This window comes from Pantoea dispersa (assembly GCF_035783935.1).
Classification (GTDB): domain Bacteria; phylum Pseudomonadota; class Gammaproteobacteria; order Enterobacterales; family Enterobacteriaceae; genus Pantoea; species Pantoea dispersa_C.
This window is the reverse complement of the sequence record NZ_JALKOV010000004.1, coordinates 355930-372699: the sequence shown is the minus strand read 5'-3', so window position 1 is coordinate 372699 and position 16770 is coordinate 355930. Positions and strand designations below refer to the sequence as shown.

Genomic DNA, 16770 nt, shown 5'->3' with positions numbered 1-16770 from the left:
AATTACATACCTTTAATGATTCTATAAATCTTTCTCAAAGGCTCTCTAAAACTAATTGGGAGCATCATAGCAATTCTTTTAAGACGAGACGGCGAAGATATATGCAAAGCCGCAAGACTTGCCTCAGGAGTAAATTCTTCTTCAACAATTTCGCCTTTAAAAATCCTACACATTTGCGACTCTTTATATTCTCCATTCACTAATATATTATTAATCGCATTGTAGAATTGGGTTGTTTCTATATTCAAATCTCTTTGCGACATGAACTCCAAACCAGACCGAGACATTTTTCCACACAGTTCATCATCTTTTAGAATTCGAATAATTGCTTTTGCGAGACTCTCTGGTGTTTGCTTAGCTAATGACACTGCATCACTCGGCAGATCATATAAATTATTATCACGCCATAATTCAACTACTGGCAATCCTGAAGCCATCATTTCAAATGGAATTCTTGACGGATTGGATGAACTCAAGCATAGCCCAACCTTACACTTATTATAAAGTTCATTACATTTTTCTAAATCTATTAACCCGAGGTTTTCATGTTCGAACCAAACATTATCTTTCTCATCTGAACCATATAAATATATTTTCACATCAGGATATCGATGTTTCACTATACCTAATGCCTCAAGTCCAAGCTTTGCACATCTACGAGGTTTGTCAGGTTGATAAATGAAACAAATGGAATTTTCTTTCTTTATGTTTGGCAGTTTGCGATAAACCTCCAAATTAGCGCCAAACTCAAAATGATAACCGTTGACGTCGAACTTTGTTTTAAGTGTGTGCCTTAACCAACGGCCAATAGTTATCGGTGTTAAACCATATTGATAAGAGTTTTCAGCCATTATATAAGCATCGCCCATAGGATTGAACCAAGCCTCATAATCCTGCACGAAATAGACTTTTTTACAGCTGAAAGGAAGTGCAGCAACAAATGCAGATGAATACCAAACCGTAGCAATGGCGACATCGCAAGGGATAGCATTTTTCCATCCATAAAAAACATTACTAAAGTTCAGATTAAATAGAGAATTGATTTTATCCGATGCGTTTCCTATACCATGTTCATCTTCAAGATAAATATAACAATTATGGCCTTTACTTTCTAAAAAATGCGCATGCTGTAGAATAGTTCTGTGACCGCCTGAACCTTTAATTAAACTTGGGATAAACCATGATATAATTGACATAATTATCTTCAACCTAAATGATAAACTTAACTTTTTTGCAATGCTAAAAGGCTCTTGAGATTTAAAATTTCATTATCCCTTTCAATAATCATCTGTTCCATTTCCTGCATTGCATTCCATCTTTCTTCAATCAATAACCTCTGCGCTTCGATTTCTTTTTTCATCTCATTTATGGCATTCCATCTTTCGTTTAACATCTCTCCCTGACTAATAATCACAGCATCTCTGGATTTGATCATCCCATCCATATTATTTATTGCATCCATGCGCTCCTTCAGCATGCCAGACCATGTTGATCCATTAAGTTTAGGTAACAACTTATTCTTTTTACCTAAATGGTTTTTTAGATTGAACAGTTTAATTGTCCAATCTAAAATATCATGATAAATAAAGATTGTGAAAACAAGGGGCGAATTCTTATCACCAATAAGCTCTGTTTCTTCAACATTTAAAAGATTAATGCTAATTTCTAATCCTTTATTAAGGGCTTTCTGAGATAACTTAACTTCTTTGTTACAATAGTTTATAATCGCAATGTTATAATAAGCTTGTAAAACCTTCGTTCCAATAGTTGGACTGAACTCGGTGTAATCATAGGAAATAGCCTTGCAATACATTTCAAGAGCTTTCTGCCTTTTATTTTGGATTTTTAATAACTCCCCCGCCAGAACAGAGAGTGATATTAACCACCTTATTTGATGAGGGGTTTTGTTTAATAATTTTTCCACTTCAGTAATATAGCCCTCTATTAAGGACAAAACTGTATCACTGTCGCCAGATGCTATTCTTTGGTATCCAATTATTGCTAATGCAGAACCATAATCGGGAGAGTCTTTCCTGTAAGAATTAATTACTTTTTTTGCGTATCGCTCTAATGCATATTTATTTTTATTTCGAGTTGGAAACTCAACCATTGCTTTTACTAGCCAAGGGTTACAATAATCATTCTCAAAAGATAATAGATGACGTGGAGGCGAACTATAAAGATATGTTTTTTCTTTGAATTTGAATAAATCAATATCTTTTAATGGGCTTTTCATTACTACATAATAATTATTCAATTTCCCAATATGCTTCTCACCACCAAACTTCTCGAAAAAATTAGGGACCTCTTCGAGATGATATGTCGCTTCTATTTCGAAATATTCGTCCAATTCATCGATGCAGAATGAATCTGATTTGAATATAATTCTTCCACCCGGGCATAGATTCTTCCCTAAGTAGTATAGTGAAGAAAAGTCAGAAATTTGGAATAATTCATCTATAACTATAATACAATCGAAATAGTCATCCTTTTTCTTACATTTAATAAATTTTTCCTTAATACCTTTCTCTATTCTCGTAATGTAATTATTTACATTAGGAAAATTTTTGACGCTTCCGACCTCGGAATTTTCTATTAGAAATCCGGCTAAGCAACCAGCATCATTTCCAATGATACAAATGTTTTCATTAGCTCTAATATATTTAATTAACTCAAAACCCAATTTATTTTTCAATGTATGCGCTGGAGTTTTATTATTTTTACCGCACTCTTTTTTTAAGAAAATTAAACCTGAAACTTCTGACTCAGCATTGCCAAATTCATCTAAACTAAAAAAGTTTTCCTTAAAAACACTTATTACATCATCAAAGTGTTTTTTCTCAAAATCTTCCTCCGTCTTATAAAATCCTACTTTCTTAATTGATTGATTTTTCTTAATAAATTGTCTTAAATCATTACAATCTAAATCATGAAAGGACTTTTCAACATTTATTATAATGAAGTCATATTCGTCTTCTATATCGCAAATATTTTTTAGCTGCTGATTACAGATAGGCAGTACTTTATATCCAGCTAACAAAAGCTGGTTTCTGAGTTCGACTGTACAATCCACCAAAATATAATTACCAACTCCAAATGATTTTTCAATAGCTAACGCATTTATCATTTAGTCACCACTTGGCTGTCATTTTTAAATCTGTCAGGCCACCGAAGAAGTAAATATCACGTAAGACATGCACATGGAAAAACGCAGCTTCATCGCGCCAGTGTAATATTTTTTGTGAAAAGTAGTCAGGAGTTTCCTCATGAGAAACGGATGCCTGTATCTCATATAAATTACTTCCCAGCGTGCATTCAAACTCTAAATCCACAAAATGTTTATCACCACGATAGAATTTCTTAGCCCAAAAAATATCATTTTCTATATTTTTGCTTCGTTTATACATGTCTTGATTCAGAGTCCCCCATGAATAAATTTTTACGCCTTCTTTATTTCTGATTCTCACACCAACATTGAGTTTATCTGTTTCTTTGTGAACAGTGAAATGAACTCTTATCTTAATCTTTTCACCTGGATTGAAAACGTTTACTTTTTCATTTTCTTCGTTAAATAACTCAACTCCATCTATAGTAGCCTCACCTTCACCAAAAGAAAGTTTGTCTGAACGCAGTGTTTCTTTTATTTCTTCATTATCTACAATATCGCTCTGCTCGTATTTTTCCTTTTCAGCCAAGTCATCTTTGAGATCTGCTCTTGTTCTTGAACTTATTTCATCGGTCAGATTAGCGTAAAACTTATTTTCTTCATCATGCAACAGCCTACGGTATTCTAAAAGAACTTCAGATGACAAGCCTGTCATTATCTGCTTACCACGATCGAGCAATATAGATTTATTCGTCAATGTACGTACGGATTCTTGATCATGTGAAACGAAAAGTAGAGTTACTCCATCACTCGTCAACTTTTCAATTTGTCTGAAACAACGTTTTTGAAATAAAGCATCTCCTACAGCAAGTGCCTCATCAACAATTAAAATATCCGGTTCAAGTTGTACTTGAACGGCGAACGCTAGCCTAACCATCATACCGCTTGAATAGGTCTTAACAGGTTGTTCGAGATGGGATCCAATATCTGCAAATCCGGCTATTGCATCAAATTTATTATCAATTTCTGTTTTTGTTAATCCAAGTACAGCCCCATTCAGGTATATATTCTCTCTGCCTGTAAATTCTGGGTTAAAACCAGAGCCTAACTCTAACAAAGCAGCAATACGCCCACTGGTTGTTACCATTCCACTCGTTGGTGTTAATGTGCCAGTTATAATCTGTAGGAGGGTGCTTTTTCCAGAGCCATTTCGTCCAATGATACCAGCAGCTTCACCCTTTTTAATTTCAAAATTAATATTTTGCAAAGCCCAAAATTCATTATAGAACTGGGTTTTATCTTTTTTAAGAATCCCTTCTAATTTTGGTATGATGAACTGCTTAAGTCTATCACGAGGGTTATTATAGATTTGGTAGCATTTACTGATATTTTCAACACAAATTACTTTATCATTATAAGACATCAGCAAACCCTTTTCTTACTTTCTGAAAAAATGCAAATCCGAGAACACATATACATAACCCTATAATGAGATTTACACCCAGCATAGTCCAGTTTGGTTCAACACCCCAGAATACTACTTTGCGCGCTTCCTCAATCATAAAAGCTAAAGGATTAAGTAAAATTATTTTCTGAAAAGAAAGAGGTAATGCCGCAACTGGATAAAATACAGGTGACATAAACATCAATACACTTACTATTATACTGATTGTCTGGGCAACATCCCTTACAAAAACCCCTAATGCGGAAAGAAACCAACTTACTCCCAAGATCGCAAGCATTAGTGGAAGGACAATAAGTGGTAGTAGTAATATTGTAAGATGTACCTGATGCTTGAAAACAATAATAGCTATCAATAAAACGACAAAACTAACTAATGAATGAAATAAAGCAGCAAAGAAATTAACATACGACAATATTTCCAATGGAAAAACAACTTTCTTCACATAATTTACATTGGAAGTAATTAAGCTTGGAGCACGACCGATACACTCAGAAAACAGGTTGAAAACTATTAAACCTGTAAACAGTACTATCGCAAAATCAGCTTTTCCAGCATCTGGATCTCCTCCCCATCTTGTTTTAAATACAACCGAAAAAACAAAGGTATACACCGTTAGCATCATTAGCGGATTAAATAATGACCAAGCCAATCCAAGAAACGAACCCTTGTACCTACCTGTTACTTCACGTTTAGTCATTTGCCAAATGAGCCCTCTATTTTTTAGAAAGCTAGCCAGCATGTTTTTACTAGAAAGTAGCATTTTTTTACCTATTTAATTTTATTTCTTATCAATAATCACACTTTGATAAACTTTCAATGTTTCGTTAACCACTATTTCAGTCGAAAAAAACTCTCTTATTTTTTTTGCTGAGTTGATCCCAAACTCTTTCCTTATTTCAGGGTTTTCATGTAAAAACTTTATTTCATTACATAAATCGTTAGCATTATGAGATTCTAAAATTATCCCATTTACTCCATTGGTTATAATACTTTGGCATCCAGGCATATTACCAACTATACACGCTCTTCCAACGGAGCATGCCTCGAGAATTATTCTTGGTATACCTTCAGCGTACTTTGTCGGCAGAATCATTATATTGCATTCCTGCAATAAAATTTCGATATCATCTCGCGTGCCTAGCCACTGAATTAAATTTTCATTCTGCCAATTGTAAAGCTGATCCAACGGAATGTGATCAGGGTCATCATTATCAACAATACCTGCTACCATCAATTCAACATTGATTCCATTTTTTTTCAAATTTCTAATGCTTTCTACAACAATTTCCAGCCCTTTTGACTTTAGTAATCTGCTAGCAAAAAGTATTTTTGTTCTTTGCCCAACTATTTCTGGCTTATAAAAAAACTTGTCGGTATTTACACCTGCACCGTTGATAACATAAAGATCGCTATCTTTTATCGAGGAAAATGTTTTAAAAAAAAGTTTGTCCGCGTTGTGTTCAAATATCATCCTTACTCTATCGTTTTTATAAAGTATGGCTTTATATAAGAATGCACCAATTTTCTTTAGTTTATCATCTTTTTGGAATGCTCTACCTAATCCTACAATACTTATTATTTGGGGTATTCCTTTAAGTCGTGCAATTATTCCTCCAATGATATTAGGCTTAATAGTTATAGTATGTATGAGATCTGGTTTTATTTTATTTAAGAGAATATAGAAACCATAAAGCACTTTCAAATTAGATATTAAATTCAAAGAAAACCTATCAATATCTAAATGCCAACATTTAACCCCTTGTTGTTCAATTATTTTTCGGATTCGCTCATCATTTAAACTTGTGACAAGATGTACCTCGTACCCATCATCAAGTAATTTATTAACACGCTCAATCCAATGAAGATTGAAATACCATGCAGTGTTAACAAAGAAAATTATCCTCATTAAACCCTCAATTTTTTACTTAATGAACACGCTACCGCCCTTGGCTCTAGCAACCAAAATGCTCATTTATCCCCACTGTAAGCATGTGTACCCGATGTAATGCTTAAATTATGTACTTTCGAACCTAATTGTTAGTGCAATTTTCACGAAATCCTAGCACCTAACAAATGTATGTGAAAGAAGAGCATCGGATGATTGTTTCTATTGCTCGTTTTTTAAAAGCAAAAAAGCCTGTCCATTGACAGGCTTATGATTTAGCGTTGAATTTTTACTCAAAGCCATTCGGGTTCTTCGACTGCCAGTTCCACGTATCGCGCATCATCGCATCGATACCGCGCGTGACGCGCCAGTCGAGCTCTTTGTTGGCCAGGCTGGCATCCGCCCAGAACGCTGGCAGATCGCCGTCGCGGCGTGGTTTGAACTCGAACGGAATCTGTTTACCGGACGCCTGTTCAAACGCCTTGATCATCTCCAGCACAGAGAAGCCTTTGCCGCCGCCGAGGTTGTAAGCTTTGTAGCCTTCAACTTTTGGCAGGTGATCCAGCGCTTTCAGGTGCCCTTCCGCCAGGTCAACGACGTGAATGTAGTCGCGCTGGCAGGTGCCGTCTGGTGTGTCGTAGTCATCGCCAAACACGCCCAGTTTGTCCAGACGACCAATCGCCACCTGCGCAATGTACGGCAGCAGGTTGTTGGGAATACCGCTTGGGTCTTCGCCAATCTCACCGGATTCGTGCGCGCCGACCGGGTTGAAGTAGCGCAGCGCGATGGCTTTGAAGTTCGGCTCGGCTTTGGCGAAGTCGCGCATCACCAACTCAATCATCAGCTTGGAGGTACCGTACGGACTGGTGGTGCCACCAATCGGCGTCGTTTCGACGTATGGAACCGGTGCGTCAGCGCCATACACGGTGGCGGATGAGCTGAAGATAAAGTTCCACAGGCCGGCGGCGCGCATCTCTTCCAGCAGCACCACGGTCCCGGCGACATTGTTCTCGTAGTATTCCAGCGGCATGCGCGTGGATTCGCCCACCGCTTTCAGCGCGGCGAAGTGAATCACGGCCGAGATGTCATTGCTGGCAAACAAATCGCGCAGGCAGGCGCGGTCGCGGATGTCGCCTTCAACGAATACCGCTTTCTTACCGGCCAGCTTCTCAACGCGATTGATTGCTTCGCGCGAGGCATTGCAAAGGTTATCCAGGACTACAACGTCGTCGCCGCGCGCTAACAGCGCCAGCACCGTATGGGAGCCGATGTACCCTGCTCCGCCCGTTACCAAAATAGCCATGTGTACTCCTTTAAAACCGCGCAACCTGCGCGGCGGGGAAAGGGATTATTTTGCCAGAATTTTTTGGATCGCTTCGCGGAAGTCACGGCCCTGGGTATTGTTACGCAGACCGTAAGAAACGAACGCCTGCATGTAGCCGAGCTTACGGCCGCAGTCGAAGCTGGTGCCGGTCAGCAGCTGGGCATCAACCGGTTTTTTCTGGCTCAGGGAAGCGATGGCATCGGTCAGCTGGATGCGGCCCCATGCGCCTGGTTCGGTGCGCTCCAGTTCATCCCAGATATCCGCGGAAAGCACGTAACGGCCCACGGCGGTCAGGTCTGAGTTCAGCTCTGACGGATGCTCGGGTTTTTCCACGAAGTTAGTGATGGTGCTCATGTCGCCTGGGTTTTCCAGCGGCTGCTCGGTGGTCAGCACACCATATTCCGACAGATCTTCGCCCGGCATGTGTTTCGCCAGAACCTGGCTGCGGCCGGTCTCTTCAAAGCGTGCCACCATCGCGGCAAGGTTGTAACGCAGGTGGTCAGCGGTAGAGTCATCCAGCAGCACGTCTGGCAGTACCACCACGAATGGGTTGTCGCCAATCATCGGACGGGCACACAGTACGGAGTGGCCAAGACCCAGCGGGTTCGCCTGACGCACGTTCATGATGGTCACGCCCGGCGGACAGATTGACTGCACTTCGCTCAGCAGCTGACGTTTTACGCGCGCTTCAAGCAGCGCTTCCAGCTCGTAAGTCGTATCGAAGTGGTTTTCCACTGCATTTTTGGAAGCATGGGTGACCAGCACAATCTCCTTGATGCCCGCCGCCACGCATTCGTCGACAATGTACTGAATCATGGGTTTATCGACGATAGGCAGCATCTCTTTCGGAATGGCTTTAGTCGCAGGGAGCATATGCATACCGAGACCCGCAACCGGGATTACTGCTTTAAGCTTGGTCATATTTATTCCATTTCATGAAGTGAATACGTGGGGTCGATTATGCAGGATCGGCCGGTTGAGCAAGTATAATCTTTATCTGAAAATCCGGCACTAACTCTCTGTCAACACATAAAAAATCGTCAAAAAGTCCATCTGCCGCCCGGTGATCAGGCCGGGAAAAAAAGCGGCTAAATGGCTGAAAAACAGCGGAAGGCTGAGTGCAAGGCGATGAGCGGTGAGGCCAGTAATTATTGAGCGTTTAGAGCGGTGTTGCGGGAACATCATTGAGGGCGCAGATGTAAGACGCGGCGGAAAAGGCTGGCGGCGATTAAGGATGTTGTTTTGACCGGTGGCGTCAGAGTTTGGTCGCAAAATGGCGTAATGCCGTTCAGTAACAGCAAACACAAATCGCATAAAATTCGTAGCGGCGCGATTTATCGCGCAATAAATTGCGCCGCTACCAAAAGTGCAACGGTTGCTGAACGGTTTCAGAGCTTAACTGACAAACGTGTTGTCATTGCTAACGACCACTCCCGTCATCACCGCTTACAGCCAGCCCGCAAACCACTCGGGTCTGACAAATAGGTTGAAATGATTCACCAGCAGCATCAGCCCGACAAACACCACCGACACCGACACCCACTGGCGCGCATACGGCATGAAGCGGATGCCAATCACCGGTTTGATGAAGAACGGATGCGCGAAGGCGGAGATCAGCACCTGTGAAATCGACAGCGTCAGCGCCACGTAAATCACGTTCGGCCAGATCCACGTAGTGGCCAGCACTACCACCACCACCAGGCTGGCGACGATATTCCAGTAGAACTCGACATTGGTGCGTCCGTTCGCCTGAGAAATCGCGCCGGTCAGGCCGCCCATCGGGCGCAGCATGCCGAACAGCAGCATCAGCGGAATCAGGTGATACACCTGCTCGTGTGAAGCGCCATACAGCACACGCACAATCACCGGTGAAAGCACGCCAATCGCCAGGTACATCGCGCTGCTGAACAGCATGATGACGAAGGTGCCCTTGAGGAACAGTTTTTTCAGCTGCTCGGGATCGTGCTGCTTCTCGGCAAAGCGCGGCAGCGCCAGGCGGTTAATCACCGGCGACACCAGCTTCAGCGGCTGCAGAATCAGCTCTTTCGCCAGCGAGTAAATCCCCAGCATCTCGGCGCCCATCACTTTACCGACGATCAGCGCATCGGCCTGAGTACGCAGCTGGTTGATGGTTTGCGAACCCAGCTGATAAATACCGTAACGCACCGCGCTGACAAAGGTTTTGCCGTCGAACTCCCAGGTTGGCCGCCACGACTTCTCACCAAAGTAGATCATGCAGAGAATACGTGTGAAGGCGTTGATGAACAGCCCGAGAATCGCCGCCGCTACCGTCAGGGAGGTGAAGTAGAGCATCGCCACCGTACACAGGAAGGCAAACAGCTTGGTGCCCATCTCAATCTTCGCCAGCGTCACCATGCGTTTGGTTTTCACATAGTGCGCCTGATACTGCGACAGGTGACCGAGCACGAGGAAGTTGAGGCTGGTGAGCATAATCAGCGCCGTCAGCTCCGGCAGATGGTAGAACCACGCCACCGGCCAGGCGATGGCCAGCATGATTAAACCGGTGCAGAAACTCAGCGAGACGTTGACCCAGTAGATGGTGCTCTGCTCACGACGCGTGATCTCCTGACGATGCACGATGTAGCTGCTCATGCCCATGTCCTGCAGCACGGTAGCCACCGCCAGAATGGCGTTGATGATCGCCAGCAAACCCAGCTCATGCGCTTCCAGCTTGCGTGCCAGCACCGCCAGTTGCAGTACCTGCAGCAGCGCGGCAAAGCAGGTGCTGCCAAACAGCCACATCGCCTGTTTTTTTAATCCACTCACACCATGCGCTCCAGAATTTTCGCCAGCTCACCGTAAGCGATGTGCTGATTGAACTCGGTTTCCACTTTATGGCGTGCCGCGGCGACCACCGGTGCAACGTCAACGTCACCGCGCGACAGGCGCAGCAGCGTGTCCGCCAGCTCGTTAGCGTCATTCTCTGACACCAGCCAGCCGCTGACGTTATTCTGAATCAGCTCCGGGATGCCACTGTGATAGGTGGACACCACCGGCAGGCCGACCGCCATCGCTTCCATCAGCGCCACCGGAATGCCTTCCATATCGCCATCGGCGGCGGTTTTCGACGGCAGCAGGAAGATATCGGCCTCGCTCAGCGCCTGACGAATCTCCTCCTGCGGCTTGAAGCCCGGCATGGTGACCACGTCTTCCAGACCGGCACGCGCGATGTGCTCGCGCATCATGCCGTCCTGCTCGCCGTTACCGATGATGGTGAACTGGAACTGGCCACCGTTATCACGCAGGATTTCACTGGCTTTCACCGCCACGTCCAGCCCTTTTTTCTCGGTCAGACGCGCCACCGAAACGATGCGCAGCGGTTTGTGGAATGCGTCACGCGGCTGGAAGTTAAACTTCTCCGGCTCGATGCCCATGCGCGTGACGTGCACTTTCTCGCGCGGGCAGCCCATCTCAATCAGCTTGTTCTCCCACAGATGGCTGATCGGCAGCATCAGTTCGCTCTGTCGGAACAGGTTGACATAATCCAGCTTGTGCTCTTCGAGGATGTGACGACGCGAGATGTCCGCACCGTGGAACACTGTTGCCTGTTTGCCCTTCAGCACGCCCAGCTCGCGCAGTTTATTCGCCAGCGCACCGGCGTAGCCAAAGTGCACCAGGAACACATCGGCGGTAAAAGTCTGCCGGGCGTTTGCGACGATGGCCGGCAGCAGCAGTTTTTTCGCCTGCGCGCCGTAGCGACCAACGTTAAGCGACTTCAGCAGCGCCGGTTTGGCGATTTTCGGCAGCATCAGCCCGATGCGCTGGGTCAGTTTGTCGAGGTTTGATACCTTCTCTTCCGGCAGCAGATAGTGGGTTTTCGCCGCCAGATTGTACTCATCGAACGCGGCATGACGGTTGATCATGTCGCCCGGAAACACCGAGATGATCTCGACGTCATAGCCGGCATCAATGAAATGCGTCACCTGATTGAGGACAAACGTCTCAGAGGCAACCGGAAAACGCATGGTGAAAAAGGTTAGCTTCATCACTTACCCCAGGACGTTGAGAATTTCTTCGGTGATGCGGTTGCCGATTTCACGCTCCTGCGCCACCGCGGTATTCACTTTTTGCTTCACGTTGTCGTAATCCGCCAGCACCGTCTGCACTTTGTCGATCAGCGAGCCGTCCATCAGGCTCTGCACGTCGGTGGCCATCTGCGGCAGACCCAGCTGGTTCATCACGCCGAGCGATTTGTGCTCGTAGTTGATGGCCACGGCCGGCGTGCCAAAATTCATGGAGATGATTGCCGAGTGCAGGCGCGTGCCGATGGTGAGATGGCAGTGGCTGAGCAGGATGCCGAGCTCCAGATCGTTGAACTCGTCCATGATCACATGGTAGTGCTCCGGCTGCTCAACGTGGTCGCGCAGCGTCAGCGCCACCATACGGTCATCTTTGGCATAGCTGTCGATGCCGGTACAGGTGGAGAACGCCACCACCTGATAGCCTTCGGCGATCATGGCGTTGATTACGCGGCCAAACGCGGCTTCGTACTCTTTCTGCGTCACGCCAAGACGCTTGTCGAACGGTGCCAGCTCACGCACGGTAATGGCGATGGTTTTGCGCGACTGGATGATGTTCTGCCAGTGCAGCAGGTTGTGGCTCGGATTTTCCACCTCGCGCGCCTGCACCAGGAACGCGGTGTCCACGCCCTTCTTCACCCGGCTGGTGGTCACGCCATCCTGCTTCAGACGATCGAGGCTGACCTCTTCGCGCAGCACCAGGCTGTCGACGCGGTCAAAAACAAAGTTTGCCAGCGCGTTAACGCGCGGGTTTTCAAACGGGCCCACCGAGTGACCGATCATGTGCAGCGGCTTCTTCGCCATCAGCGCACACAGCGCGTGATCGAACTGGGTGACGCCGTAAAGATCGACAAAGAACGAGCCGCCGACCTGAATGATGGCGTCATATTTCGCCAGGCTGCGGGTGAACTCCGCCAGATGCGGCGGCACCGAAAAGGATTTGTATACGCCGCCTTTGCCGAGGTGCGCCATCATGATGTCCGGCATCAGACGGTTGGCGACTTTGCGCTTCAGGCTGCTGACCAGCCCTTTTGGCGCCTTACTGTTGTGCAGAAACAGCGAATCCTGCTGGATGTGCTGCTGCAGTAAATATCCGGAGCTGGTTGGATAGCGGCTGATGACATCGATATCCAGATCCCCACGCGCGGCCTGCAATGAATCAATCAGTCCACGTAAAATCGCGCCATCCCCACGATTTCCACAGGTATGGTTACCCACCAATAAAATCTTCATAAAAACTCCAGATAAATTTTTGTAATTTTTTACAAGCTGCCAGTTCCATACTGGCTAAGTGAACTCTGTAAGAAAAAACTGCTAATGGGCCAGCGGCCCGAAATTAACGACTGCCTGTTGTGACGTAATTGATACCTGCGACAGATGTGACATGCGCGATAAATCGCGCCGCTACAGACTGTGCAAAGGGTCAGCGCAGAAATCTCCTCTGCACCAACCGTAGCGGCGCAATTTATTGCGCTTTGCCCGTCCTGGCTCGATGCCGTTGTGGCCTCCGCGATAAATTGCACCGTTCCCTGCGTTAAATCCTCATGACTTCAGCGCAAAATACGGCAGCGCCACCTGCTCGCCGTTGATCACCACTGAAACAAACCCCTTTGGCTGACTCGTATCCACCTGTTCGGGCTTCAGGGCGCGCGACGCCAGCAGCAAATCGCCCTGCTCGTTGCCACCGATGCCGGCTTTACCGTTGTGCAGGCTAAACCGCTGCGGGGCCGGCTGGCTGCCGCTGGTCGGACTGCCCTGCGTCATGGTGGCGTCAACGCGCGCGCAGCGGCCGGTGAGGAACCGGTCTTTGGCGGTGCTCTTAATCAGCACCACCGCCGTCGGCGTCCAGCCCGCCAGTTTGACGAACACTTTGCTATCGGTATCGCTGCGCGCATCGACGCGTACCTCCAGCACCGGTGAACTGCCCTCCGCAGACCAGCTGGCTTCCGCCTTGCTGGTTTTGCGCTGCAGATGAATCACCGCGCGACCGCCGGTCTGTTTACCGCCCATCACGTCGAGCAGCGGCTGCTTGTCGCTGCCGTTGCTGAACTGCGACTGACCAAACAGCTCGATCTCCCAGCTGTCACCCACGGTTGGCGAATAAAAATTCCCCAGCTCGAACCAGGTGGCCTGATTGGTGTTATTGGCGAGACGGAAACGCGACGTGATGTAGTTGTATTTCAGGCTGCCGTCGATGGCCACGCCGTAAGACTCCACGCGCGTTGAGCCCATCTCCCAGATATTCAGCCAGCGCTCGCCTTCCAGCGAGTTATCGATCCAGCTGCCAGACTGCAGATTGGTCTGGCGCATGTTGAGGCGCGAATTGCGCGCGTTCAGCGGGTTTTTGCAATCTTCGAGGCTTAGCGCATCAATGATCCACTGGCCGTTTGAGATATCGCCGGGGTGCTCGCTGTGCTCAATCCAGCCATTGTGAATGATCGACTGGCTGCAGCGCGGCAGGTTGAGCACCATGCCGCCGGTGCAGCGCTGGGCGTTGAAGTTCGACAGCTCAATCGCCGTGCTGTGGTCCCACGCACCCTGCTTCTGCCCGGACCAGCTGGCTTTGATCACGTCACCGGTACAGGTGTCGGCGTACCACTGGTCGATTTTGCAGTCCAGCGTATCCAGCAGGCTGATGGAGGTGCCGCCGACGCGGTTAAAGCGCAGGCAGGCACCGCGGAAGAATTGTCCGCCCGGACAGGTGTTGCGGAACAGCCCCTGTTTGTTCGGCCGCTTGTCGTTCTGACCGTTGAAGATCAGGTTGGAGATTTCGGTCCAGCGCGCGTTCACCTGGAACAGGAATTCGGAACGGCCGTCAGATACCAGCGTGGTCGCCGGGAAATAGCCGAAGTTAACCATCGCACCGGAAATGCGGAAGAAGCGCTGCTGCTGATCGCCAAAGTCACAGCCGGTGACGAAGAAGGTGCCCGCCGGGAACTGCACGCAGATCTGCTGGTTAGCGTTCAGCGACCACTGATACATGGCTTTGATGGCCGGCGCCGTATCGGTTTTGCCGTCGGCGATGGCGCCGAAGTCAAACAGCGTCAGACGGTTGAAATCTTCTACTACGCGACGCCAGTAGAAGCCGTTGCCGCTGAAGATCACGCCGCCATCATCTGCGCCTTCACCGTACACGCCGACGAATTCGCCGCCGCCCACTTCCAGCCCTTCGTGCCAGCTTTTCAGTTTGATTTTCGCCCCGGCAAACAGCGGCCGGGTTTTACGCAGCTCTTCTACCGACGGGATTTCGCCGATCAGCTGATAGCCATTCGGCTGCGCCAGGCGCTGGCTGAAGTTGCTGGCGTTCGGGCGCGACACATCGCTGATGGAAAACAGTGTATTGCCCTGGTTGTCTTCGACCACCATCGAATGCGCAGGATTGGCGATTAACGCCGCATTATCGTGGATAAACTGCGCAAAGTTGCCCTTGTTGAGCGCAATCGGCTGGCTCACCTGGGAAATCTTGCCGCTGGCATCGCGCAGATATACCGGAATCTGGTTGCCGGCCTGGCTGGCATCTTTGCCCGCCGCGCCGATCCACAGTTTGCCCTCAAAGTTCTGCCAGAACTGCGGCGGCATGGTGTAGACATTTTCCGGCGTCAGAATCGGCACATCGCCCGGCGGCACGCTGGACGCATCCACCGCTTTCAGCGCTGGCTGACCACTTTTGGCGGCATAACTGGAAAACGCGCTCACCGACAGCGCGGCAACAATGGAGGAGGCTGCAGTTTGCAAGACTTCTCTTCTTTTCATGCTAACAATCCCGTGGTCATGGGGCCGCATGGCGGCCGAAAAGGTATCCCCGAGGCACGATAAAAGTGGTTATACCAGCGCCAGCCAGCTCTGTTTGATCTGGTTACCGTCAAACTTCAGCGCCGTTTCTTTGGTCTTTTCGCTCATGGCATAGAACAGGCGATCGTCGCTGGCCAGCTGCTCCATGCGCGCCAGGAAGGTGGCTTTGTCGTTCATCGGCACCAGGAAGCCATCTTCACCGTGGTTGATGATCTCCTGCGGTCCGGTCGGACAGTCATACGCCACCACCGGCAGCGACCAGGATTTGGCTTCCAGCAGCACCAGCGGCAGCCCTTCATAACGCGAGGTCATCAGCGCCATGTCGCTGTCACGGTAGTAATCATTGATATTGCTGACTTTGCCGACAAAGTTAACGCTGTCGGTGATGCCCAGCGCCGCGGCCTGATTGTGCAGCTGCTGGCGCAGTTCGCCGTCACCGGCGATCACCAGCTTCCACTCCGGGTGTTTTTTGCTGAAGTCAGCCCAGATATCCAGCAGCAGGTCGAAGCCCTTCTGGTTATCGAGACGCCCGACCGCCAGCGCCTGACGGCTGCGCGTCTCGCGCTGCCAGGATTTGTACACCACCGGATTAGGGATTTGCTGGCTGGGAATATGCCAGCGGCTGAAGACCTGATGGTCTTTGTCGGTGAGTACAATCACCTGATCGTAGTAGCGCAGCAGCAGCCACTTCAGCAGCTTGATCGGCTTGCTAAAAGAGTTGATGGCGATGTGCTCGCAGGCATAGGCTTTGAAGGTTTTTTTCTTCATGGCCATCAGGTTCCAGAAGGCAAACATCACGCTTAGGCGCCCCATGCTGATGAGGAATACGCTGTCGAAGCCTTCCTGATGGATGCGCGCCACGGCACTTTTAATCGGGTTGCTGTGGCCTTCAAAGCTGACAATTTCTTTCACCCGCTCAAACGGATAAAACGTCTTGCCGTGGCCTTCCAGCGAGTAAATGGTGACCGCATGCTCTTCACCCATGCACTCCGACATGAAGTTGCAGATGTTCTCTGTGCCTGCGTAGGAGTAGGCATCCTTAATAACCAAAACAATCTTTTTCATCTGATACTTTTCACCTCAAATTTCTCAAATCCAGACCCAAGTCATTTGCGTTGCCGCAAGGCGGCAAGTGCGTTCAGTCCCGGGAGCTTACTC

General features: G+C 47.8%; 13 protein-coding genes. All 13 read right to left on the bottom strand.

Going from position 1 to position 16770, the window contains the following annotated elements:
• Positions 1-2: 2 nt before the first annotated feature.
• Positions 3-1196 carry a glycosyltransferase family 4 protein gene (locus MXF20_RS11020; RefSeq protein ID WP_325969335.1) on the bottom strand — a complete coding sequence of 398 codons (1194 nt, stop codon included), beginning with the start codon at positions 1194-1196 and terminating at the stop codon, positions 3-5.
• A gap of 26 nt (positions 1197-1222) precedes the next feature.
• On the bottom strand, positions 1223-3127 hold the full coding sequence (locus tag MXF20_RS11015; protein ID WP_325969334.1) for a hypothetical protein: 1905 nt from the start codon (positions 3125-3127) through the stop codon (positions 1223-1225).
• Positions 3128-3131: 4 nt separating this feature from the next.
• Positions 3132-4529: an ABC transporter ATP-binding protein gene (locus MXF20_RS11010; RefSeq protein ID WP_325969333.1), complete on the bottom strand. Its 1398-nt coding sequence runs from the start codon at positions 4527-4529 to the stop codon at positions 3132-3134.
• Positions 4519-5331: an ABC transporter permease gene (locus MXF20_RS11005; RefSeq protein ID WP_325969332.1), complete on the bottom strand. Its 813-nt coding sequence runs from the start codon at positions 5329-5331 to the stop codon at positions 4519-4521. Before MXF20_RS11005 ends, MXF20_RS11010 begins: the two co-directional genes overlap by 11 nt.
• A gap of 18 nt (positions 5332-5349) precedes the next feature.
• A complete protein-coding gene (locus tag MXF20_RS11000) occupies positions 5350-6477 on the bottom strand; it encodes a glycosyltransferase family 4 protein (protein WP_325969330.1) in 1128 nt (375 codons plus the stop codon).
• Between the two features lie 268 nt (positions 6478-6745).
• Positions 6746-7759, bottom strand: coding sequence for a UDP-glucose 4-epimerase GalE (gene galE / locus MXF20_RS10995; RefSeq protein ID WP_325969328.1), 1014 nt, complete (start codon positions 7757-7759; stop codon positions 6746-6748).
• Between the two features lie 45 nt (positions 7760-7804).
• Positions 7805-8701, bottom strand: a complete 897-nt coding sequence (gene galF, locus MXF20_RS10990; RefSeq protein ID WP_125311249.1) for a UTP--glucose-1-phosphate uridylyltransferase GalF — start codon at positions 8699-8701, stop codon at positions 7805-7807.
• A 90-nt stretch (positions 8702-8791) separates the two neighbouring features.
• A complete protein-coding gene (locus tag MXF20_RS10985) occupies positions 8792-9094 on the bottom strand; it encodes a hypothetical protein (RefSeq protein ID WP_325969324.1) in 303 nt (100 codons plus the stop codon).
• A gap of 132 nt (positions 9095-9226) precedes the next feature.
• Entirely contained in the window at positions 9227-10567 is a 1341-nt protein-coding gene (locus MXF20_RS10980) for an MOP flippase family protein (RefSeq protein ID WP_325969321.1), read from the bottom strand.
• Positions 10564-11787 (bottom strand): glycosyltransferase, encoded by a 1224-nt coding sequence (locus tag MXF20_RS10975; protein ID WP_325969319.1) that lies wholly within the window; start codon positions 11785-11787, stop codon positions 10564-10566. The genes MXF20_RS10980 and MXF20_RS10975 overlap by 4 nt, the downstream gene beginning before the upstream one ends.
• Before the next feature lie 3 nt (positions 11788-11790).
• On the bottom strand, positions 11791-13053 hold the full coding sequence (gene wcaK / locus MXF20_RS10970) for a colanic acid biosynthesis pyruvyl transferase WcaK (protein ID WP_058757295.1): 1263 nt from the start codon (positions 13051-13053) through the stop codon (positions 11791-11793).
• A 309-nt stretch (positions 13054-13362) separates the two neighbouring features.
• Complete coding sequence (locus MXF20_RS10965; protein WP_325969317.1) at positions 13363-15573, bottom strand: phage tailspike protein; 2211 nt, start codon at positions 15571-15573, stop codon at positions 13363-13365.
• A 69-nt stretch (positions 15574-15642) separates the two neighbouring features.
• A complete protein-coding gene (locus MXF20_RS10960) occupies positions 15643-16677 on the bottom strand; it encodes a glycosyltransferase (protein ID WP_325969316.1) in 1035 nt (344 codons plus the stop codon).
• Between the last annotated feature and the right edge of the window lie 93 nt (positions 16678-16770).

What these genes read in the sequence shown, in the direction of transcription:
- MXF20_RS11020 (WP_325969335.1), bottom strand. Translation starts at nt 1,196, where the DNA reads ATGTCAATTATATCATGGTTTATCCCAAGTTTAATTAAAGGTTCAGGC.
- MXF20_RS11015 (WP_325969334.1), bottom strand. Translation starts at nt 3,127, where the DNA reads ATGATAAATGCGTTAGCTATTGAAAAATCATTTGGAGTTGGTAATTAT.
- MXF20_RS11010 (WP_325969333.1), bottom strand. Translation starts at nt 4,529, where the DNA reads ATGTCTTATAATGATAAAGTAATTTGTGTTGAAAATATCAGTAAATGC.
- MXF20_RS11005 (WP_325969332.1), bottom strand. Translation starts at nt 5,331, where the DNA reads ATGCTACTTTCTAGTAAAAACATGCTGGCTAGCTTTCTAAAAAATAGA.
- MXF20_RS11000 (WP_325969330.1), bottom strand. Translation starts at nt 6,477, where the DNA reads ATGAGGATAATTTTCTTTGTTAACACTGCATGGTATTTCAATCTTCAT.
- galE (WP_325969328.1), bottom strand. Translation starts at nt 7,759, where the DNA reads ATGGCTATTTTGGTAACGGGCGGAGCAGGGTACATCGGCTCCCATACG.
- galF (WP_125311249.1), bottom strand. Translation starts at nt 8,701, where the DNA reads ATGACCAAGCTTAAAGCAGTAATCCCGGTTGCGGGTCTCGGTATGCAT.
- MXF20_RS10985 (WP_325969324.1), bottom strand. Translation starts at nt 9,094, where the DNA reads ATGCGATTTGTGTTTGCTGTTACTGAACGGCATTACGCCATTTTGCGA.
- MXF20_RS10975 (WP_325969319.1), bottom strand. Translation starts at nt 11,787, where the DNA reads ATGAAGCTAACCTTTTTCACCATGCGTTTTCCGGTTGCCTCTGAGACG.
- wcaK (WP_058757295.1), bottom strand. Translation starts at nt 13,053, where the DNA reads ATGAAGATTTTATTGGTGGGTAACCATACCTGTGGAAATCGTGGGGAT.
- MXF20_RS10965 (WP_325969317.1), bottom strand. Translation starts at nt 15,573, where the DNA reads ATGAAAAGAAGAGAAGTCTTGCAAACTGCAGCCTCCTCCATTGTTGCC.
- MXF20_RS10960 (WP_325969316.1), bottom strand. Translation starts at nt 16,677, where the DNA reads ATGAAAAAGATTGTTTTGGTTATTAAGGATGCCTACTCCTACGCAGGC.